This window comes from Silvanigrella paludirubra, assembly GCF_009208775.1.
GTDB classification, from domain to species: domain Bacteria; phylum Bdellovibrionota_B; class Oligoflexia; order Silvanigrellales; family Silvanigrellaceae; genus Silvanigrella; species Silvanigrella paludirubra.
Genome location: NZ_WFLM01000001.1, coordinates 103,586 through 124,390, shown reverse-complemented (window position 1 = coordinate 124,390; position 20,805 = coordinate 103,586). Strand labels below are relative to the sequence as shown.

The 20,805-nt window shown below is 28.4% G+C and carries 19 protein-coding genes and 1 tRNA gene; 10 read left to right on the top strand and 10 right to left on the bottom strand.

Annotation, left to right across the window (positions count from 1 at the left end; translation table 11 throughout):
• Positions 1 to 54 precede the first annotated feature (54 nt).
• The 4 genes from GCL60_RS00805 (at position 55) to GCL60_RS00790 (ending at position 6,501) form a co-directional block, all read left to right on the top strand.
• A complete protein-coding gene (locus GCL60_RS00805) occupies positions 55 to 1,878 on the top strand; it encodes an acyl-CoA dehydrogenase (protein WP_153417954.1) in 1,824 nt (607 codons plus the stop codon).
• Positions 1,879 to 2,099: 221 nt separating this feature from the next.
• Complete coding sequence (locus GCL60_RS00800) at positions 2,100 to 3,101, top strand: C1 family peptidase (RefSeq protein WP_153417953.1); 1,002 nt, start codon at positions 2,100 to 2,102, stop codon at positions 3,099 to 3,101.
• A gap of 258 nt (positions 3,102 to 3,359) precedes the next feature.
• Positions 3,360 to 4,742, top strand: coding sequence for an O-antigen ligase family protein (locus GCL60_RS00795; RefSeq protein WP_153417952.1), 1,383 nt, complete (start codon positions 3,360 to 3,362; stop codon positions 4,740 to 4,742).
• A gap of 148 nt (positions 4,743 to 4,890) precedes the next feature.
• The gene (locus tag GCL60_RS00790; RefSeq protein ID WP_153417951.1) at positions 4,891 to 6,501 is read left to right on the top strand and encodes a hypothetical protein; all 1,611 of its coding nucleotides are present in this window, start codon (positions 4,891 to 4,893) and stop codon (positions 6,499 to 6,501) included.
• 159 nt (positions 6,502 to 6,660) lie between these two features.
• Here the strand turns inward: GCL60_RS00790 and GCL60_RS00785 are convergent, their stop codons facing one another.
• From GCL60_RS00785 to GCL60_RS00750, 8 genes are all read right to left on the bottom strand, one after another.
• Positions 6,661 to 7,332, bottom strand: coding sequence for an O-methyltransferase (locus tag GCL60_RS00785; RefSeq protein WP_153417950.1), 672 nt, complete (start codon positions 7,330 to 7,332; stop codon positions 6,661 to 6,663).
• Positions 7,333 to 7,425: 93 nt separating this feature from the next.
• Positions 7,426 to 7,501: transfer RNA gene (locus GCL60_RS00780), tRNA-Phe, on the bottom strand.
• A gap of 66 nt (positions 7,502 to 7,567) precedes the next feature.
• Complete coding sequence (locus GCL60_RS00775) at positions 7,568 to 8,581, bottom strand: TadE/TadG family type IV pilus assembly protein (protein WP_153417949.1); 1,014 nt, start codon at positions 8,579 to 8,581, stop codon at positions 7,568 to 7,570.
• Entirely contained in the window at positions 8,578 to 9,708 is a 1,131-nt protein-coding gene (locus GCL60_RS00770; RefSeq protein ID WP_153417948.1) for a hypothetical protein, read from the bottom strand. Before GCL60_RS00770 ends, GCL60_RS00775 begins: the two co-directional genes overlap by 4 nt.
• The gene (locus GCL60_RS00765; RefSeq protein WP_153417947.1) at positions 9,708 to 10,463 is read right to left on the bottom strand and encodes a hypothetical protein; all 756 of its coding nucleotides are present in this window, start codon (positions 10,461 to 10,463) and stop codon (positions 9,708 to 9,710) included. The genes GCL60_RS00770 and GCL60_RS00765 overlap by 1 nt, the downstream gene beginning before the upstream one ends.
• Positions 10,450 to 11,121: a hypothetical protein gene (locus GCL60_RS00760; RefSeq protein WP_153417946.1), complete on the bottom strand. Its 672-nt coding sequence runs from the start codon at positions 11,119 to 11,121 to the stop codon at positions 10,450 to 10,452. Before GCL60_RS00760 ends, GCL60_RS00765 begins: the two co-directional genes overlap by 14 nt.
• A gap of 11 nt (positions 11,122 to 11,132) precedes the next feature.
• Positions 11,133 to 11,975 carry a hypothetical protein gene (locus GCL60_RS00755; RefSeq protein ID WP_153417945.1) on the bottom strand — a complete coding sequence of 281 codons (843 nt, stop codon included), beginning with the start codon at positions 11,973 to 11,975 and terminating at the stop codon, positions 11,133 to 11,135.
• Positions 11,976 to 11,984: 9 nt separating this feature from the next.
• On the bottom strand, positions 11,985 to 13,880 hold the full coding sequence (locus tag GCL60_RS00750; RefSeq protein ID WP_153417944.1) for a hypothetical protein: 1,896 nt from the start codon (positions 13,878 to 13,880) through the stop codon (positions 11,985 to 11,987).
• 251 nt (positions 13,881 to 14,131) lie between these two features.
• Between GCL60_RS00750 and GCL60_RS00745 the strand changes: the two genes are divergently transcribed.
• The 6 genes from GCL60_RS00745 to GCL60_RS00720 are packed head-to-tail and all read left to right on the top strand — an operon-like array spanning position 14,132 to position 18,495.
• Positions 14,132 to 14,419: a Flp family type IVb pilin gene (locus GCL60_RS00745; protein WP_153417943.1), complete on the top strand. Its 288-nt coding sequence runs from the start codon at positions 14,132 to 14,134 to the stop codon at positions 14,417 to 14,419.
• Positions 14,420 to 14,436: 17 nt separating this feature from the next.
• The gene (gene cpaB, locus GCL60_RS00740; protein WP_153417942.1) at positions 14,437 to 15,237 is read left to right on the top strand and encodes a Flp pilus assembly protein CpaB; all 801 of its coding nucleotides are present in this window, start codon (positions 14,437 to 14,439) and stop codon (positions 15,235 to 15,237) included.
• Positions 15,234 to 16,691 carry a TadA family conjugal transfer-associated ATPase gene (locus tag GCL60_RS00735; RefSeq protein WP_153417941.1) on the top strand — a complete coding sequence of 486 codons (1,458 nt, stop codon included), beginning with the start codon at positions 15,234 to 15,236 and terminating at the stop codon, positions 16,689 to 16,691. The genes cpaB and GCL60_RS00735 overlap by 4 nt, the downstream gene beginning before the upstream one ends.
• The gene (locus tag GCL60_RS00730; protein ID WP_153417940.1) at positions 16,688 to 17,407 is read left to right on the top strand and encodes a type II secretion system F family protein; all 720 of its coding nucleotides are present in this window, start codon (positions 16,688 to 16,690) and stop codon (positions 17,405 to 17,407) included. The genes GCL60_RS00735 and GCL60_RS00730 overlap by 4 nt, the downstream gene beginning before the upstream one ends.
• Position 17,408: 1 nt before the next feature.
• Positions 17,409 to 17,981, top strand: a complete 573-nt coding sequence (locus GCL60_RS00725; RefSeq protein ID WP_153417939.1) for a type II secretion system F family protein — start codon at positions 17,409 to 17,411, stop codon at positions 17,979 to 17,981.
• Positions 17,982 to 18,000: 19 nt separating this feature from the next.
• Complete coding sequence (locus tag GCL60_RS00720) at positions 18,001 to 18,495, top strand: MarR family winged helix-turn-helix transcriptional regulator (RefSeq protein WP_153417938.1); 495 nt, start codon at positions 18,001 to 18,003, stop codon at positions 18,493 to 18,495.
• Between the two features lie 33 nt (positions 18,496 to 18,528).
• On the opposite strand, the gene GCL60_RS00715 is transcribed toward GCL60_RS00720, so the two are convergent.
• On the bottom strand, positions 18,529 to 19,560 hold the full coding sequence (locus GCL60_RS00715) for an ROK family protein (protein WP_161998023.1): 1,032 nt from the start codon (positions 19,558 to 19,560) through the stop codon (positions 18,529 to 18,531).
• 126 nt (positions 19,561 to 19,686) lie between these two features.
• On the bottom strand, positions 19,687 to 20,805 hold the full coding sequence (locus GCL60_RS00710; RefSeq protein WP_153417936.1) for an FUSC family protein: 1,119 nt from the start codon (positions 20,803 to 20,805) through the stop codon (positions 19,687 to 19,689).

Genomic DNA, 20,805 nt, shown 5'->3' with positions numbered 1-20,805 from the left:
AGGTTTTTAAGAGTTAACATCTTAGACTAAAAATATTTCTCAGGAGAATAAAGCATGGCTGCGAATAGTTCCTTTATGGTAGATAGAAGAGAAATTGAATTTGTGCTTTTTGAATATCTAAAAATTCAAAAACTTTTTGATATACCTTATTATTCCGATCATTCCATCGAATCTGTTGGTGAAATGTTAACATCAGCTATTACTTTATGTAATCAATATTTAGGGCCTCTAAATAAAGTTGGCGATCGTATTGGATGTACTCATAATAAAGAAACTAAGGAAGTAACAACACCTCCAGGTACAAAAGAAGCTTATAAACAGTTTGTAGATAATGGATTTCTTACTTTATCTGACTCCGAGCAAGCCGGAGGGATTCAAGCTCCAGGAATTATTGCGTCTGTTTTTATGGAAATATTTTCAAGCGCAAACCAAGCTTTTACTATGTATCCAGGATTAACTAAATCTGCCTCCCATGTGATTAATCATTTTGGGGAAGAATGGATGCAAAAATTTTGTATTCCTAAAATTGCTTCCGGTGCATGGACAGGAACCATGTGTTTAACAGAACCTTCTGCTGGAAGCGCTGTAGGAGATCTACGCTCTACTGCGAAACGCGGAAAAGACGGATCCTTTTTAATTAAAGGCGTTAAACAATGGATTTCTGGTGGCGAAAATGATTTTACAGAAAACATTCTTCATCTCGTTTTAGCACGTATTGAAGGTGCACCAGCCGGAATAGAAGGTGTTAGTTTATTTTTAGTTCCTAAATTCCGTATTGATAAAAACTCAGGAAAAATCACAGGAAAGAATGATCTTTATTGTATTTCTCTTGAAGAAAAAATGGGAATTCATGGAAACTCTACCTGCCTTATGAGTTTTGGAGATAAAGACGATTGCCAAGGTTTTTTAATTGGAAAAGAAAATCAAGGCATAAACTATATGTTTCTAATGATGAATGAAGCAAGAATCGGTGTTGGCTTGCAGGGTTTAGGCCAAGCCTCTGTTGCCTTTTTAAATGCGGAAGGCTATGCCAAAGAGCGTATTCAAGGTGTTGATATTTCAGCAAAAAAAGACGCTTCTAATCCTCCCAGAATTGCAATAGTAAATCATCCAGATGTAAAACGTATGTTACTTAGACAAAGAAGTATTGTCGAAGGTATGCGAGCTTTATGTTATACTACAGCACTTATGCATGATGAATCAGAACATTCTACTAATGAAAAAGATAAAAAGAGAGCACATGGGTTTCTTGAATTATTAACTCCTATTATGAAATCTTGGTGCACTGACATGGGATTTTATTCTATTACACAATCTATTCAAACTTATGGTGGCTATGGTTTTACGAAAGATTATCCCGTAGAACAACTCTTAAGAGATTCCAAAATTACCTCAATTTATGAAGGAACAAATGGAATTCAAGCACTCGATCTCGTTGGGCGAAAAATGAGAATGGAAGACGGGCAAATTTTTATGAGCTGGCTTGGTCGTCATGGTTCCTTTGTAGAAAAAAATAAAGAACACAAAGATCTTTCCCAAGAAATGCTTATGCTTGGTGATTATGTCTCTAAAATTGGAAGAGGCGCAATGCACATGAGTGAAATCGCAAAAAAAGGAAATAAACACGCTGCGATTTTAAATGCATACCCATTTATGATGGCTTTTGGTCATACTATAATTTGCGGACTTTTATTAGAACAAGCGGTTTTAGCATGTGAAAAATTATCGAATTCCAATCTTTCTGTGAATGATAAAAAGTTTTATAATAATAAAATTAAAACAGCTAAGTTCTTTACACACCATGTTTTACCAGAAGCAAAATCATTTTTAGCAAGCGTTTTATCTCCAGATATATCATGTCTAGATTTTGAATTTTAATTTTAAATTATATTAATCTAAATCTCAAAGGTTTTAGTTTTTACTAAAACCTTTTTTATTATAAAAAAATAAGAATAGAAAAAAAATTCCTTAAAAATTATTTCACCATTTATCATAAATTATATTGACGAAATTTTTCTTTAAATTTGAAAATAATTGACGAATACAAACACGAATTTTTCCTTTTTGTTCCGTTAACTTATTTATTTAAAGGAGAGCTTATGCGTTCCAAAATTAATTTTAATTTATTAGTTTGTGGTTTTTCTTTAGTTTCATTTCCTTCTTTTTCTCAAGAAATAAATTCAAGTTTAGATTATTTTAATTTAAATGGAACAATAGAAATGAGTTTAGAGCAAAACTCAGAAAACAATTTACTATCAAACTCCGATACGCAATATAAAAAAATTAACTTTATGAAAATAGATCTTACTCAAAAAATGATTGATAAAATTGACAATGCAAATAATGAAATGAATTTAACAGGTGGTGAATATGATTACAGCAAAGGAATAATACGCTTTAGCGATTCTCAAGGAGCTGTGGATCTTGGAATGGCTAATGTTCCTGTACTTGATCAAGGACAATATGGGACATGTGTTACTTTTGCTTCAACGGCTATTCTTGATGCTCGATTTAAAATGGGAGATTATATTGATCAGCAATGCTCTCTTGCTCTTGATTATACATTAGGAAATAGTTATTGGAATGGCGCTTATACAGCAAATAATATTATTCTTCCCTTAAAAAAATACGGAATTATAGCTAAAAATTATTGTTTTGGATATCGTTATCCTTATCCAAATCAAACTGTAAACTTAAATCAATATTATAATACTAGTTTTAAAGGTTATTCCGATTCCATTATCACAAATAATATGAGACCAGATCTAAATGAAATTATCAAAGCTTTAAATTCAGGCTATCGAGTTGCGATTGGCTTTGTTTACAATGGGGATTTTCCTTCCACAATAATAAAAAAAGAAGGTCCTATCGTTTCACAAAATCGTGGTGGACTTTGGGCATGCACCCAACCCGGCTCAAATTATAATCATTGTGTACCAACGAATGCAGGGCATGAGGTTATTGTAATTGGTTACGACAACAATCAAAAACTGCTTAAAATTAGAAACTCTTGGAGCGCAAATATGGGTGACAATGGCGACTATTATATGACTTATAATTTCTTTAATGCTATGGCAACTGATCAGACAGTTGTCCCTTAATATAACATTAATGAAATCTTAAATAAAGAGCATTTTTTAAAAATCCCTCCTTACAAATTTCTCCATTCGGGGTCTTCTTCCCTTTTTTTACAAAGTAGGTCATATAATAAACGATAATTTTGAATAGAGGATGACCTTTTAAAAAATTGTTCACAACTATAGAAGATAAACCCTATTGACCTAGAAAATAAACTAAGTGAATCTTAATATGTTATTTAAATTATAATACTCTTCACAACCCTTTAATAGGAAATATGCATGCTAATAAATACTATATTTTTTCTTTTACCCTTTTTACTATATTTAGGAATTGCATTACAGGGGGCATCCTTTTATTTAATTTGTATTGTTTTACCTTCTCTCTTTTTTATATTAAACAAAAAAGAGATCCCAAGTTTTATTTCGAAAATATCATTATGTTTAATAGCACTCCATATTATTTTTCCAATTACAAATTTAATTAATTATTTTTTCCACGATAATATTTTTCCAAACTTCAAATACATTATTGAATTAAAATGGCCTAGTATTTTACAAAGTAATTTTCCATCATCTCTTTTTATAGGTAGTGTTCTTATTTTAGCACTAACCCACTATAGTAAGAAAAATGTAAATACAAAATTAAAAGCAAATCATGTTGAAATTATGCCTTTAAAATATTTCCTATCTGGTTTATTTCCAGCCTCTATTTTTATTTGTTTAGCTTTAATATATCAATATAATACTGGAATTGATTACCATTCTTTTAAAGGAAAAATTTTGGAAAGTACCGAATTACTAGATAATGGGAAGTACAGAACTAATGGCTTTTATGGTCATCCACTGACAGTTGCAGGAGTTGGGTTAGCTTATGCCTCTTTTACTTGGAGTTTATTATGGCAATCTATTGTAAAAAAAGGCTCTTTATCCATCAACTTTATTTTCTTTAAGCAAAAAAATTATTTGCCTCAAATTTCATTAGCACTAATTACTTTTTGTAATTTTATAATTGTCATTTTAAGTTCAGGAAGAACTGCTGGTGTTGCTTGTGTATTTATGCTTGCATTTGTTCCCTTTATTTTAGGAATAAGAAAAAAACCAATAATCACAACATTAACAGTTTTCGTTGTATTAATATCTAGTTTCTTTATTGTAAAAAAATATGGTTTATTAGAAAGAATCGAATTTACTACAAATTCAATTACACAGTCTCACTCTTTAGACACAGGAAATTATCGTCAATATTTTTGGAAAGTTTACACTCAAATGTTTATTGATAAACCTGTAGTTGGACAAGGTAACTATTGGTTAAAAGCGGGAGTGCGTGAAAATTATTATAACAAAATGGGATACGAAAATCTTCCCGAAAAATACAATGCTCATAATAATTATTTAGAAATACTAGGAAGTGGTGGGCTTCTTGCTGCATTTTGGATACTAACATCTTTAATAATTATTTATATATCTCTAAGAAAAAAATTAAAAGAACAAAAAAAAGAATATAGCGTTTTGCCTTTTTGTTTTTCTATTATGATCTTTTCAAATTTAGTACACGCTCTAACCCAAAATGTTTTTTTTGATTCTTCTGTTGTTTATATATATATATCTTTACTATATGTAGTAATGTGGCAAATTGCTGTTAATGAAAAATTAAAATCATAATCCAATCTCTTATAATATTTTTTAGCTCACTATATTGACATAATTAAATTAACATATTAGTTTGCGATTGAAGTGTCGGCATTTCATATTTTTTTACATAATTTATTTAAAAACAATTTAATATTATATATTATTAGGAGTTTTGCTTATGGATTATAGCAAAAATTTTCGAAAAATACCTATTGCAATTTTGATGGGAGTATCCTCTATTGCATATGCACAAAGTGAAGTGAATTTAGATAAATTTCTTAAAGAATTTCATGAAAATCCAAAAGCCATCATGGATAAAATCCCTACTAAAAAACAAGTATCAGGAAATAAAATAATAGAAACTCAATTTTCAGAAGAAGATATTAAATCAAGATCGTTTGTAGAGAAAAAAGACAAATTTCGTAATACTCTTATGAAAAATGCAAGTAAAAGATCTAGGTCATTTAAACCTTTTTCAGAATACCAAGGAAATGATAATCCTAAATATGTTATAGATAATCCCGCAACTTTTATTGACAATATCAATGCTATTGATGCCAAAAAAATATCATCTTATACATTAACTTTCCAACCTTGGTCTGGTAGCTATTGGCCTCTTTATAAAGGAAATATTACTAATAGATATTCAGAAAACTTACCAGATATGGAAATAAATGATTATGCAAATTATATTTTAAGACAACGCTCAGCAAGCACATTGGTAAGCGAAGGAAAAACAAATTATCTTTCACCAGCTGAAAAATATGATTTATTAATGGGAGACAATAATTATTCATTAACAAATACAATTATTGCCGATGCACAAAGTTACGGAAAATTTGAAGGATGGGAAGGAATTTGTCATGGCTGGGCTCCTGCCGCATACATGCACAATAGACCCGTTCGCAGCGTTAACTTAACAAATGCAGCAGGTACAAAAATTACATTTTACCCATCAGATATCAAAGCGCTTTCTACAATTCTCTGGGCAAATTTAAGTGCTCCAACTAAATTTATTGGAGGCCGCTGTAACCAAAAAAATCCGGCAACAGATTCTAAAGGACGTATTATTAGTCAAGAATGCTTCGATACAAACCCAGGGACATTTCATTTAACTTTAATAAATCAACTTGGAATCAATAACCGCAGTGTTGTGATTGATGCCACATATGATTTCCAAGTTTGGAATCAACCTCTTCTTGGTTATAAATACCGCTATTTTAATCCACAAACTGGTGTCGCCGCATCTACAGCAAAGGAAGCTGCTATTCCAAGATCACAATTTACTAGAGATAAGTTTCCAACTTACAGATCAAATTATGCTGCAAAAATTGTTGGAGTTGAAACCACAATTCAATATATAGGTGAAACATGGCCAAATGCAGCAGCAAAAGATTCACCAAGAAATGATAACGTTATTTCTGTTACCTATGTTTATGACTTAGAATTAGATTCCAGCGATAGAATTATTGGTGGAGAATGGTATCAAAATGCACACCCAGATTTTATTTGGACACCATCAGGAAGTTCCGATGTTTCAACTGGTTTAGTTCCAAATTCAACTACAGCATCATACAATTATAATATTTATAAATGGAATGAAAACCCAACAAGACCCGATCCAGAGTGGACTATTTATTCTCCTTATGCCGCTCAGCGTAAAGTACCACTTGAAAATGTAGTGCGCAGTTTAATTGCTTGGTCTTCTGTTGATGATGATGCAAGAAAAGTTCCCGAAAATTGCCCACAGCCATGTATTCCTAGTACTTATAAATGGCACCGCTATTAATTTCATTAAAAAATCCGACGTAAAATCATTTGTTGGATTTTTTTTATTTTCATCTGATAATATCTAACTTAATATTACATTAAAAAAATATATTTTTAGATTTTTAGCATTCTCTTAAATAAGTAACAAATTTAAACTCAAAACATTTTATGAAGAAGATTACTTTTTCACAGCAACCATCATACCTTCTCCAGTTGGTAAAAAGGTAGTAACAAGCCTTTTATCTTTTACACATTTTTCGTTAAAATTGCGCATAGCAAGTATTAAATTTGCTAATTCTCCTTGTGGGAGTTCTTCATTACCTACAAATCCAAAAACAAAAACGTTATCCGCAATCAGAAGACCGCCTGATCTTAAATTTTCTACCGCCCAATCAAAATATTTTGGGTAATTCGCTTTATCAGCATCGATAAAAATAAGGTCAAAAGGACCTTCACGAACAAGACTTGGGAGAGTATCAAGCGCCTTCCCTATTTTTATTTCAATTTTATGAGAGAGGCCTAAATTTTGAAAAACTTCGCTTGCCACAGCGGCGTGGTGAGTGCTGTGCTCACAGGTATAAAGCTTTCCGTCTTCTGGAAGGGCATTTGCTAAAAATACGGCTGAATAACCACATAATGTGCCAATTTCCACAATTTTTCTTGCTTGAACGGTTCTAGCAAACACTTCTAAATTACGACCGTCCGTTGGAACAACCTGCAAAGGAGGCGTTCCCCGTTTTTTCGCAATTTGCATGACTTGTTGTAAATTAGGATCATTGTCTATTTGTAGTAAATTTTCGACATACTGAGAAACAGATTGAGATAAATTAGAATAAGACTTAGGACGCATACATTTACCTTACTTTAAAAGAAGACCACACACTTACTGCATTTAGGTATTTTTAAAAAGGAGATAATAGAAAAAAGAAGGGGAAGTAAAGGATGGTGGCGCCTCCCAGAATCGAACTGGGGACACGTGGATTTTCAGTCCACTGCTCTACCGACTGAGCTAAAGCGCCAACCTTTGGTAGGACTGTGACTAATACACGAATGCAAGATCAGTCAAGCATTCGTAACAAGTTTTTTTAATTTTTTTTATTTGCTGCGTTATTTATCAAAATTTCGCTTCTAAAAGCAACTTCTTTGTTAAATATGATCGAAGAATAAGCAAAAATCAATTCTCGCACCCTATTTTGGGATGCTTTCAAAGCCGTATTCGTATTTGGACAAACCCAAGACTCTACGCCAAGCTCTAAAGCATTGATTATTTGAGATAATTTAGCTGCAAGACAGGCAGGGAGAGCGGGTCCCGTGGGAGCACAAGCAAGTGCCGCCTCTGAATAGCATAATGATATTTGTAACTTAGAAGAATCTTTTGCTGTGCGCGAAAAAATTTTTGCTACAGGCTCTAAAGAACATTGAGGATCAAAAGGCTGCATAAAGCAGTTTGTATTAAAATTACTTCTATCAGGAAGAGATAAAGAAGCTTGCTGTTTCGAAAAGAGATTTCCTTGAGCACTCTGAGAAAAGGATTGAGCCGCATATGCTGCTGCAAATTGCCGATGTGACCAAATAAATTCACTCTGAGGGAAATAAAGCGAATAGCCATAATATGACAGCGGGTCTGCTTTATAATTGGGATCAAACCTGCTTTCAAGATTTTCATAGGCTGAGCTCGAAGCGCATGTCGTCAACTCAAAGCGTCCATTCTCTTTCAGCAAAACCTGGTACAAGGATTCAGAAGAACAGGACCGAATTTGCTCATGCCTTTTAATTGGTTTTTTATCTAAAAAAACACCATTTTTTAAATCCACACTTTTCTTAAAAAAAGAACTAGGATTTAAGCTTTGTTCCGTTTGTTTCTTTATTAAATCGTTCGAGTCTTCTTTTGCACTTGCCCAGTGAGCTTGTTGTTTCTCTTCATAATCAAAATAGGATTCCGAAAGCATAAGAGCACTTTGCGAACTCTCATCACTAAAAATACGCATCTGATTTTGATAAATAAAAATAAACCCTGCTAATATCATAAAAAAGACGGGCAAAATAAAAAGCATTTCAACCAAGGACTGGCCACTTTCATAAAATTTAAGAGATTTCATTTTTTATCAACTTCTTTTGAAATGAGAGATATCCAATTGGGATAAAAAAAGGATTTTATAAAATAATTTTTATTAAAAGCACATTGATCTATGTTTAAAAAATCTTCTTCAAGAATAAAATCACCAAATTGATTTTTATTTGATTGACAATAAAAATAAGGATGTGTAACTCGTACATTTATTATTTTAGAAAAACCAGAAAAAATTTCTTTTTGATCAATTTTTATATTTTGAAAAAAAGGTATTTTTGAAAGATATTTTGAAATTACTGTAAACTTGGAGTTTTCTTCGACAAAACTTCCAGAATGAAAATATAAAGAATTAAAAAATTCTTTATATTTATTAGGATCTACATACCAAATTCCATAATAATCATTATTTAATATTGTGTTAAATGATTTATAGGAAAGAATATCATCAGACTCAGAAGAAAAAATCAACGGTAATTGTGAATTTAAAAAACCATACAAACCTCTGCTTTGTGTTAACTTACATCCTTTTTTTTCAAGATAAAAATGATACAAATTTTCATAAATGGGGATATTATGAAATCCAGGTTTTTGATAATATTTATTTCTGCTTTCCAATGAAAAACAAAAAACATCCGCATTTGAAGATCGAATAAAATGAATTGAGATTTGATTTGGTATTTTCTCAATTATTTTTTTATTTTTTTCAGATAAAGATTTTGCTAAAAATAATCCTCTTGCAGATTTGTTTAAGAGGGAAGAATAAATTAAGTTTAAAGAATTTTTAGTTTTATCTGATAATAATAAATGATTTAATGAATAGTTTTTCTGATTTAATATTCCATAACTTTCCCAGTATGGCTGATTAAATGAGATATATAAACCAATCTCTGCTGCCTCCGCATAGGCATCTTCAGCAACAGATATTGACTGTAATATTAATTGATTATTTATAGTGATTTGATTTATTAAATTGGCTATTTTTGAAGATTCTCTTAACGTTGACTCTCTAGCCTTTTGAATATTAGAATAATTACGAGAATAAGATTCCGAAATAAATAAAAAATAAATTGAAAAAAATAAAGTAAAAATAAGAAGTATAAGACCACTTACTAAAGCTTGTCCTTCTTGATTTTTATTTTTTTGAGATTTAAACATTAAAATTCCTTTTTATATTCTTGAAAAAATAAAGTTAAATTATTGTTCTGAATTGCTTGCAAAGTGCTTTGATTCAAATCATTTTCCAGCCCATAAAATTTATTTGGAACTGCAAATCCTTTTTGATAAATAGATGAGGAAGCAGGCCAAGGAAAAAAGGAGCTTGTGCGCACCCGAAACCAAAACAAAGGTGTCCATATTGAATTAGAGGAATAATAACCAAGGCAATTTCTTGAAGCTGCTTTATCTTCTGATATTTTTTCATTTACTTTTTTTCCAATTTGCGGAAGATTCTTTTTTTGATAAAGATAATTCCGAAAAAACCCCGAAAATAAAACAGGTAAACAAGCATTTATTTTCATATAAACACCAGGTGTATTTAATTCATTATAACGATTTATAAATTCTATATTTAATGAAATATTATGTTCATTTAAATATAGCAAAGAATTATTCTTATTAAAATCAAATGACAAGTGCGATGTCATAAAATGATTTAAATTAAGCTCTATATTTTTTTTTATTTCTTTTTCTAATTTATAATTTTTACTTTTATCATCTAACAGATTATTTTTTAAAAGATATAAATGAGAATGAGATATTTTACTTGCCGAGTCATGAGTCAAAATTTGAAGATAATTTTTAAAAGCATATAATCTTGATATCTCTATAATTGAGAGTGATAAAAATAAAATAATAATTATGACAATTAAATACTCAAATAAAGTTTGGCCACTTTCATTATTTAATTTCATTTTTTTTATGACCTTTCTTAATATTTAAAAAATACCTTGTATCTTTGTCTAATTTTTCTGTGAATTTATTTTTTTTATTTAAATTTATATTATGATTTATTTTTATATCACTTTTTATAATAACTTCATTTTTATCCGATAATTTTTCTTCTTTAGCATTTTGGATAATTTTTTGATAACCAATATATATTTTTTTTTGAATCAGATGCCTATTCTTAATTAAATCTATATTTTCTTTTACCACATTTTCCGTAAAAAAAGAAGAAATTAAAAATAAAAATACAATAGTGTACTTTATTATAATAATATTTTTTATAAATATTTTTAATAAAAAATGGAAAATAAACCTTAAAAATATTAAATTAAAAAATACTTTTTTTACACCTTCAATATCTCTTAAAATAAAAAAATAATCTGTAAAATTTCCTACTATAAAAACAAATAGAGAAAATGATTTATTGACAATACAATAAATATCTTGATTATAAATAAAAAATTCATTCAATTTTAAAATATTTTTTTTATTTTTTATTTCAATCATAAATAAATTTTTATTAATTTTTTTATAAATAATATCTTTAAACAAAGAAAAAAAATCTTCCACATTATAATAGATTTTGTCTTTAAATGAATATATATATAATTTCTCATGTATCATTATTAAAAACCCTAAATCAGAGGAATATAATTACAAATATTTTTCAAATTTGCTTTATCTATAAAATTTGATTGAGGAACTAAAATAAATTTTTGAATATTAGAAACCTGACTTTTTTTTTCAAATAAAAGTATATCAATATTTTTATGAATTAAAAAAATAAAATAACTATCTTTATTTTCATTTAAACAACTAAATTTATTTGATAGTTTAATTAAATTTAATTTTTTATCCATTGATATTATCTCTTTAAATGAGACCGCAATATATCTATCCGGATAATCCTTATTTAAATTCTCTAACTGAATGGGCAGAACATAAAAATCATGAATTCCTTTAATAATTGGAAAATTACTTTCAAAATAAAAAAATTTGTTTACTTCAATAGATTTATTAATTGGCATTTGGAAAATTATTTTTCTCCAATCTAATAAAGAAATGTTTAATTTTTCCTCATTTTTATTTTTATCTACATAAAAACCGCATATAATAAAACGAAATAAGCATATAAGTAAAATAATTATTATTACAAAATGATTCATAATTTTTTTATTTTTATAATTAATTTTACTTAATTTTAAAGAGATAAAATTACAAAAAAGATAAATTTTATAAATGAATACAAAAAAATATAAAATAACTAATTTAAAAAATTTATTTTTAAGATAATAACGAAAGTCAGGAATAAAAATACTGTTTTTCAATTTTAGATTTAAAACCAAACAAAATACGTTATTTTCAAAACATATTTTCTCAAAAGATTTAATTAAAATACCTCTATAAGGGCTAGTCTCATCCTTATTACAATAACTAAAATGTAATATTGAATTATTATAGTCGTAAATTAAAATCATATTTATTCCTTAATCTAATAAACTTCCAGTAATATTTTTTTTGAAACTTGCAAACTTATTCTCAATTAAGGCTTGAACATCTTTATCTTCATCTAATAAGTCACCTCTCATAGCAGAAACGGCAACCCATAATTCAGACTCATCATCTTTAAATCTTCTACTTTTAAACAATTCGCCAATAATAGGAATGCTTCCTAAAATTGGAAATCTTTCAACATTTTTTGAATTTTTAGTCTGGACTAATCCGCTTAAAATTGCATATTTTTTATCTTTTAAAATGATATTTGTATTGACTCTTCTTGTTGTAAAACCAGGTACATTTTGATAACTGAGTTGTTCTGATATATCACTTACTTCTAAATCTAATTTTAACCAAATAGATCCATCTGTTTGCAAATTTGGGGTAACGTGAAACAAAATTCCGAAAGGTTTATAGGAAACACTTGAACTTTGTCCATTTGTATTAAAGGATGAACTTACGATAGGAACTTCACCACCAGCAAGAAAAGATGCTTTTTCTCCCGAACGAGTAATGACAACAGGCTTTGCTAAATTTCTTGCATAGGATCGTTCTTGTAATGCCTTTAATAAAGTTGTTAAAGGTGCGATTTGTAATGTAGGTTGTGATATTCCAGAGGATAATAAATTAGGAGCAAAAGATAAGCTACCTGATATGGATTGATTCATTCCTGGTTGCTGAAAACCAGCCCCAATTTTTTCGGATTTTCCTACTTCTAAAAACTCAAGATTTACTTGAATAATAGCACTATCACCTGTCATATTACTTGTAGAATCAATTAAATTTGGAATTAAAGCACTTAAAAATTGCCAAGATTTATTTTTTCCTATTGGCGAAGAAGGAACTCCAGATAAAGAATACAATCCTGATTTATTTAATATTCTCAAATCTCTTTCACCAAATAACTTTAAATCAGATTGAATTGATTTAAAAACAGCATTTTCAATTTCTTTTGATAAACTATAGGCAGGAAAAAAAACATTTGGTTTAGAAACAACAGCTACCACTAACTTACGAAAGGATTCATAATCTGTAATATGACCTAAAATAATTATTTTTCCATTTTTAATTTGATATTTTATCCCAGATATTTGATTTAAGGAACGAGCCATGACTTGAAGAGATAAATTTTGATTTTCTGTATAAATATCACCTAAATTAGATGAATAAGAATTATCTTCTTTTCCAATTTGGATATTCCATATATTTTCAATACCGCCCGTATATTGAATAATTAATTTAACTTTTCCATTTTGTTTTGGAATTAATTTAATGGAATTTGTCAAACCTACTCTCTGTATATCAAGGATATCAGGGTCTGAATTTTGAATACTCTGAGGTGCATTTCCAAGATCAATTGTTTTATCACGCCCTAAAGATAGTTTTAAGCTATCCTCAGCATAGGCTGCCATAAAAATTAAACAACTAAATATAAAGAGATGTAAACATAAAATTTGTTTCAAATATTTGAAAATATAAAAAAATAATTTATTTTTATATACTATGACTTTATCGGAATAATGACTATCATTTATTTTATCAATAATTTCATGATTTACCTCTGCAACATATTTTGTTTTAAAGGGAACAATAAATAAACAATTTTTTTGAATAACAATTGGTTTTGATAATATTTTATGACTTTTATCAAAACAAATTATACCAATTGGAAAAAACATACCAAAGGTATGAAACAAATAAGTATTTTTATATAATAAACCTTCATTAGAAAGAAGACTCATATGATTTAATAATCCTACTTTTTTTTCAGAATGATTTTTTGGAATAAGCAATGATACTATATTTTTTTTTGTGTTTTCTGATTTTTTAAGTATCAAATTTAAATTTAATTCTGCTTTATTTTTTTTTGTATTTAAAAACAACATATCTACCCCATCCTAAATTGAATCCAAGATTTCATTTATTTTCTTGATTTTAGGAAGAGACTTTTAACCGACTTCAAAATATTTATAAATTACTAATTTTTTTGGGAAATAAATTAAAAAAAAGAGCTTAAAAAAGAGAAAATATTTTTTTAACAATAAAATCAAAGAAAAGAATGAAAATATAAAATCTGTTTTAGAATCAAAATAAAAAAGGAATAAATCAATTGCATTTTAAAAGGAGACAATAAACAATGCAAAAAAGAAAATCAGAACTAGGTCAAGGCCTAACAGAGTACGCTATTATTCTAAGTTTAATTGCCGTTGCTTCTATTGCAGCAACAGCATTTTTTGGTGGCGCTATGAAATCAAAAATTGCGTCTCTAGCTGGAGCCATAGCGGGTCAAGATACATCTAAAATAAGCGAGTCAGAGAAAAAAGCCAATTCTGCTGCTGATAAAGCACAAAAAAATGCTTCAAAAGTTACTGGTAATACTTCTATCAAAGAAAATGAAGACATCTTTAATAGTGAAAACTTATAATATTTTTTGGATATAATATGATTGAATGGAATGAATTAAAAGATAATAATTTAGAAAAAAAGAGAAATAATAAAAAGAAATTATTCATAACGTCTTTTTATGCAATTATAATAACCTTAATTCAATTTTTAATTTTTAAATCTATTTCGCAATCATCAAATCCAGAACAAAATATGAAATCTATATTAATTGCAAAAAATAATTTGCTTCAGGGACAGATTGTAAATGAAAATGATTTTAAGTTAAGTGAAATAAAATCAAACGAGTCAAATTCTTTTTTTATTGATAGTAATGAAATAGACCAATACATTGGTAAAAAAATCTTAATTACAATAAAAGAAAATACTCCTCTATTAAAAGATTTATTTATGAGTCCTTTTCAAAAAAACTCTGTCCCTGAAAAAATACCTAATGGAAAAAGACTTTTTGTTTTGGACATCGATTTTGGAAATTATGGAACACTTCTTAAAATTGGAGATAAAATCGATCTTATTGCTCATTTAAACATTCCCAATTTTGGAAAAGTGACCGAAACTATTTTACAAAACATTAAAATAGTAGGAATAAATGATCAAATAGAAGAAAAAACAAACGTTTCTTCCGCAAATTCTATAAGTTTTTATATTTATCCTGAAGAAGTTAAAATAATTACATTTATGAAACAGTATGCCAACTTTAGCATTTCTTTAAGAAATCCAAATGACAATATGATAAACAAAGATGAAGCAATTACATTAAACAAATTTATTGAAAATGAGCGTATTCAAAAAATAATAAAAAATGATTCTTTTCAATTTATTCCAGGATTAAAAAAATGAAATGGAATATAATTCATAAAAATTTAAGTAAATCAGCTACAGTCTCAGATAATAATTATTTATCTATTGGAAATAATTCTGAAAATGATATTTTTTTGGAAACAAAAAGCATTAAAAATTTATTTTATCAGTTTTTCCTTGATAATGGATTTATTTATTTTGAACATGATAATAAAAAAAGTGTTTATTATTTAAAAAATCAATTTTCTTTTGAAAATCATAATATAATAATTGAATGCAGCTCAAAACCTAATTTTATACCTCCAATAGAAGAAGAAATTTCAAATATTTTCTCATCTTCAATTTTTAAAACTACACTTGAACTGATCCAAAATGAATTTTCAAATAACTCTGATTTTTTATTTTACAAAGAAGAAATTGATGATTTTGTTTTTTTTAAAACAACTTGTTATTATTTAAATTTAAATTTTTGGGATAAATATCATTTTTTTGATAAAGAAGATCGTATATTATTTCAAAAATATATTTGGTGTATTTGGGCGGAATCGTATCAATATGGTGTCATTACGTCTGTATTGGAAGATGATTCTATTTCTGAAATTATGATTAATAATTCAAAAAATATCTTTTTAGAAAAAAATGGGATTATCATTTCTTCAAATTTAAAGTTTGACTCAAATGAAAACTTAAAAGGAATTATAGAAAGAATATGTAATCAAGTTGGGAGAAAAATAGATGAAAGTATCCCTTATTGTGATGCGAGGCTACCTGATGGATCTCGTGTCCATGCTATTATTCCACCCTTATCTTTAGATGGTCCTTGTTTAACGATTCGTAAGTTTCCAAAAAAATCCATAACTTTTAGTGAACTTATTCAAAAAAATTCGATTGAAAATGAAATTTCTTCTCTTTTAAAAGAGATTGTTCTCTCAAAGAAAAACATTTTAATTTCGGGGGGGACAGGTACGGGAAAAACAACATTATTAAATTGTTTATCTTCTTTTATATGTCCCAAAGAAAGAATCATTACAATTGAAGACTCTGCTGAACTTAAATTACAACAACCACATGTGATTCGTCTGGAAACGAGAAAAGAAAACATTGAGCAAAAAGGCAGTATTTGTATTCGTGAATTATTAAAAAATTCATTAAGGATGAGGCCAGATAGAATTATCATAGGAGAATGCCGAGGGGGAGAAGCATTAGACATGTTGCAGGCTATGAATACGGGACATGAAGGTAGTATGACTACAATACACTCCAACTCAACAGTCGACGCTCTGCGCAGATTAGAAACTTTAGTTCTTTTTGCTTCTTCCCATTTACCATCTCGTGCTATTCGGGAACAAATTTCTTCTGCTATTCATTATATTATTCAACTTTCTAGAAATGAAAAAGGACACCGCTATATTTCTGCAATACACCAAATGGTTTCTTTATCTGAAAATAATAATTTTATAACAAAATCTATTTTTGAAAAAAATTTAACATGACATTTATTTTCCTTTTATTATTATTAATTTTACAAATATTATATTTAATGCATCTTTTAAATATAAAAGAAATTTATATATTATTTAAAATTCATCCTGCCTTTTTAGTTGGTAAAATTTTATCGTTAGAATTTATTATTTTTATAAAAAATAAAATTCATATAAAAAAACAGGAAGAAGAAATTCCTAAATTAATAAAATTAATGATTTCATATTTAAAAGCAGGTATACAGCTTTCTCATGTGTTTAAAATAATTGAATCTAAAAAAAAATGGCCCCTTCCTATTCAAACTGCAATGTATAAAATCAATCGTTATTATTCCCAAGGAATGACTTTAGATCAGTCTATTTACTCTGCTGCTAAATCTATTAAAAAAAACAAAAAAACTTATTATTTATTATTATTGCTAAATATGATAAAAATGGGTTATGTGAATAGTGGAAACTTAGTAACCCTTTTAGAAAAAATGGATAATAGAATAACAGATAAAATTTTATTAGATAAAAAAATGTCTGCAGCGACAGCTCAAATCAGATTTCAATCTTTTATAATTGGAATTTTTCCCTTATTTATTGCAATTATAATTTGGATTATATCTCCTTCCTACATCCTTTTTTTCTTTCAAAATAAAATAGGTATTTTTCTTTTAATTACCATGATATTACTTAACACAACTGGATTTTATATCCTAAAAAAAATGGCGCAACTAAAATAACATGAAATTTTTATTCTTTTCTTTATTATTGAATCTCATTTTTATTTTTATTTTTCAAAAAATAATTTCTTTATCTTTTCGTAAAAAAATATTGTCCTTATCTTTTCTTAAAAATGAGTTTATTCTCACTCAGCATGAAACAGCCGATTTTTTAGATATTATTTTATTAAATCTCGATGCTGGGAAAAACATTTATCAATCATTTGAAAATGCAACAACATTTACCATTAATCCCATTATCAAGAAATCAGCAAAGGAAGCCCTAACACGATATTCCGTAGGTTGTTCCTTTATGACAGCTCTCCAAAAGTCAACTGGTAAAAAAAATAATCCATTTTACGACGAAATTATTGAAAATATAATTATCTCATTAAAACTAGGAACGTCACTCCAAAAAAATTTAACTGAATTAAGTAAAAATATGAGGACTCAGGCAAACCTCAAATTAGACGAAATGACGGCTCAAGCTCCTGTAAAAATGGTCTTTCCTCTGGTTTTCTTTATTTTTCCAGTTATATTTATTCTTCTTAGTAGTGGTTCCATACAGGACTTGATCAGATCTTTGCGTTTTTAATACTCAACAGGAGATAAACATGGAAAATCTTGAATTATTGCCTTCTGAGAAAATAGCTTCCATTCCAAAATTTAAAACTGAAAATTTGAGTATAGATGCGATTTTAGAGTTTTATTTTATAGACACGATTAATCTTTGGAGAAACAAATTAGATGAACTGGGGAAAGAATATGATCTGAGCAGACTAGAAAGAAGAATTTTAGTTTATATTGGAAGAAACCCTGGAATAAGACAGGCTGATTTAGCATTGATCATGGACGTAGAGCCTCAAAGTTTAACTCGATCTCTAGAAAATATGGAACAAAAAAAATGGTTGCAGAAACAAGATGACAATAAAGATAAACGAGCAAAAAGTTTGCATTTAACAGAAACAGGCGAAAACAAACTTACAGATGCTTTTAAAGTAAGCGAAAAAATACGCCCCAAAGTTTTAAAAGACCTTCCTGAAAATGATAAAGAATTGCTCACAAAAATACTAAAACAGCTTCGAAAAAATTTAGAAATTATTATTTAGCAATATTAAATTTTATATCAAATACATTTATTTTTAAAAATGTAGATTATTTTGCTCTAAAACAACCAAAGCTGCTCCAATAGCACCTGCTGAATCTCCTATTTTATGCTTATAAATAGAAATAGCTTGTTCAGGAAGGTACGTATTTTCACCAATTTTTTTCTCAAGACCTTCATAAATGACGTCTTGTAAACTTAATCCTCCTCCTAAAACAAAATAATGAGGATCAAGCATACAAGTTAAGGTTCCTAAAAAGAAAGCGAGATCTGATTTATACCTTTTCACGACAGCAAGTGCGATAGGATCTTGTGCTTCATAAAGTTCAAATATTTCAGCAGCACCAGGACGCTTTTCAATTTGAGAATAAATTCGATTATTTAAAGCAGCCTCTAATGCAGGTCCACATAAATATTGTTCGGCACAACCAGCACGGCCGCAATAACAAGGACTGCCACCAGGATAAAGAGTCATATGCCCAACTTCTCCTGCTCCCCCTCTACGACCTGTTACCGCTTTTCCATTAACGACAATACCACCACCAAAGCCTGAACCTAAAATAAGACCAATACTAACTTGTTTATTTACAGGTATTCCTGTCTTTTTAAAGTAATCGAGACCTGCCCCGCAAAGAGTTTCTGCTAAAGCAAAACAATTGGCATCGTTTTCAGAAATAATAGGAAATGTTACTTTTAATTTATCACGAAGATCTTGGTGTAAATTATGACCGACTAAGATCATTGTATTACTTGATGTGACTAGTTCCGACTTGGGATCAACAGGACCTGGCACACTGAGTCCAATACCAGATAATGAATGTAAATCGACATTTTTTTCGGCACATACTTCTTTAGCTAATAAAGCCATTTTATCTATTAATTGTACGTATCCATTATGCCTTTCCGTTGCTACTCTTTTTTTATAAAGGACATATCCTGGGACAATGTCTCCTGATGATTTTTGGAACTCAAAAGAAGAGATAAAGGATTCCTCCTTTTTTAGCTTACCAATGAATATCAGCATAGCCTCTACTTTTGTTCCACCAATATCAAACCCAATAAGATGCATAAGTACGTCTCCATCAGAAACAGTAAAAAATAGAGATTGCAGCTTGCCATACATAGAGTCTGTATATCAACTTTAAAAAGACTAAAAATGTAAAATATCAATAGAATTTATGATTTTAGTTAATTCTTAGAGCCTAGGCTGGACATAATATTCTAATATCTTATTTATTTCTATGTTCATAGATTTCACTTCTTGCAGCAACCTTATTAATAGAGCACGGTATTTTATCATATCAAATGATGTTGTTTTACCACGATGATCGTATAAATTTTTAATAGCCTCTTTTTCAAGATTTTCTAAAAGATTTAACTCATCTACAGTTCCCATAAGAACAACCGCCTTTTCTTTTGAAAGCGGTAAACGAGCAACACAAATACGAAAATAGTTTTGAATGGAATTTAATTGCTCATAAACAAAAGGAAGACTTTCTTTTCTTTTTTCATAAGAATTAATTCTAAGAGAGTTATATATATTCAATAAAGAAAAATGTATTCTTTCTTGTGATAAAATAAAATCTTCATATTCTTTTAAAGGATAATTTTTTTTTCCAAGTTCATGATAAATTTCTGAAATTTTAATTCTTGCATTTTGATTATTAGTTGCTGATAAAACTTTTTGAATATAAACTTTGTCTTCTTTTATTTCGCCAGCACTCCAATTTATTATAAATTGAAAAAGATTTTCAAGCTCAGAAACAACTTGCAAAAGATCATCTTTAAATGTTTTTTTTGCAAAATCGGGCCATAATAAAAATGAAGCTAAAGTTCCAATTAAAGCTCCTAGTGCTACATCTTCAATTCTTAAAATAGCAAATTCTGCTCCATTATGAAATAATGCAGAGATCAAAGCAATCAATCCAAATGTAAAGAAAAAAACAGTATAAGTATAAGAATTATTATTATAAACTGAATTATAAATTGCTAATAACAATGAAATTAATAATAAAATAACAGATATTGTAACGTTATCTGGAAATAAAAAAGTTAATAAAAAAGCAAGAGCACAACCTAAAACAGTTCCTAAAACCCTTTGTTTTGCTCTTTTTAAAGTAGCTCCAAAATTACTTTGCAAACAAACAATAGCTGTAACTAATACCCATCCAGGATATTCACCTTTTAGCCATTTATGATTTACATATAAACAAACTATACATACTATAGATGCTCGCCATGCTTGCCTTATATCAGATATTTTAAAATTGAAAATGAAAGAAAAAAAATTCTTAAAAACATCGGTTAAAAACAT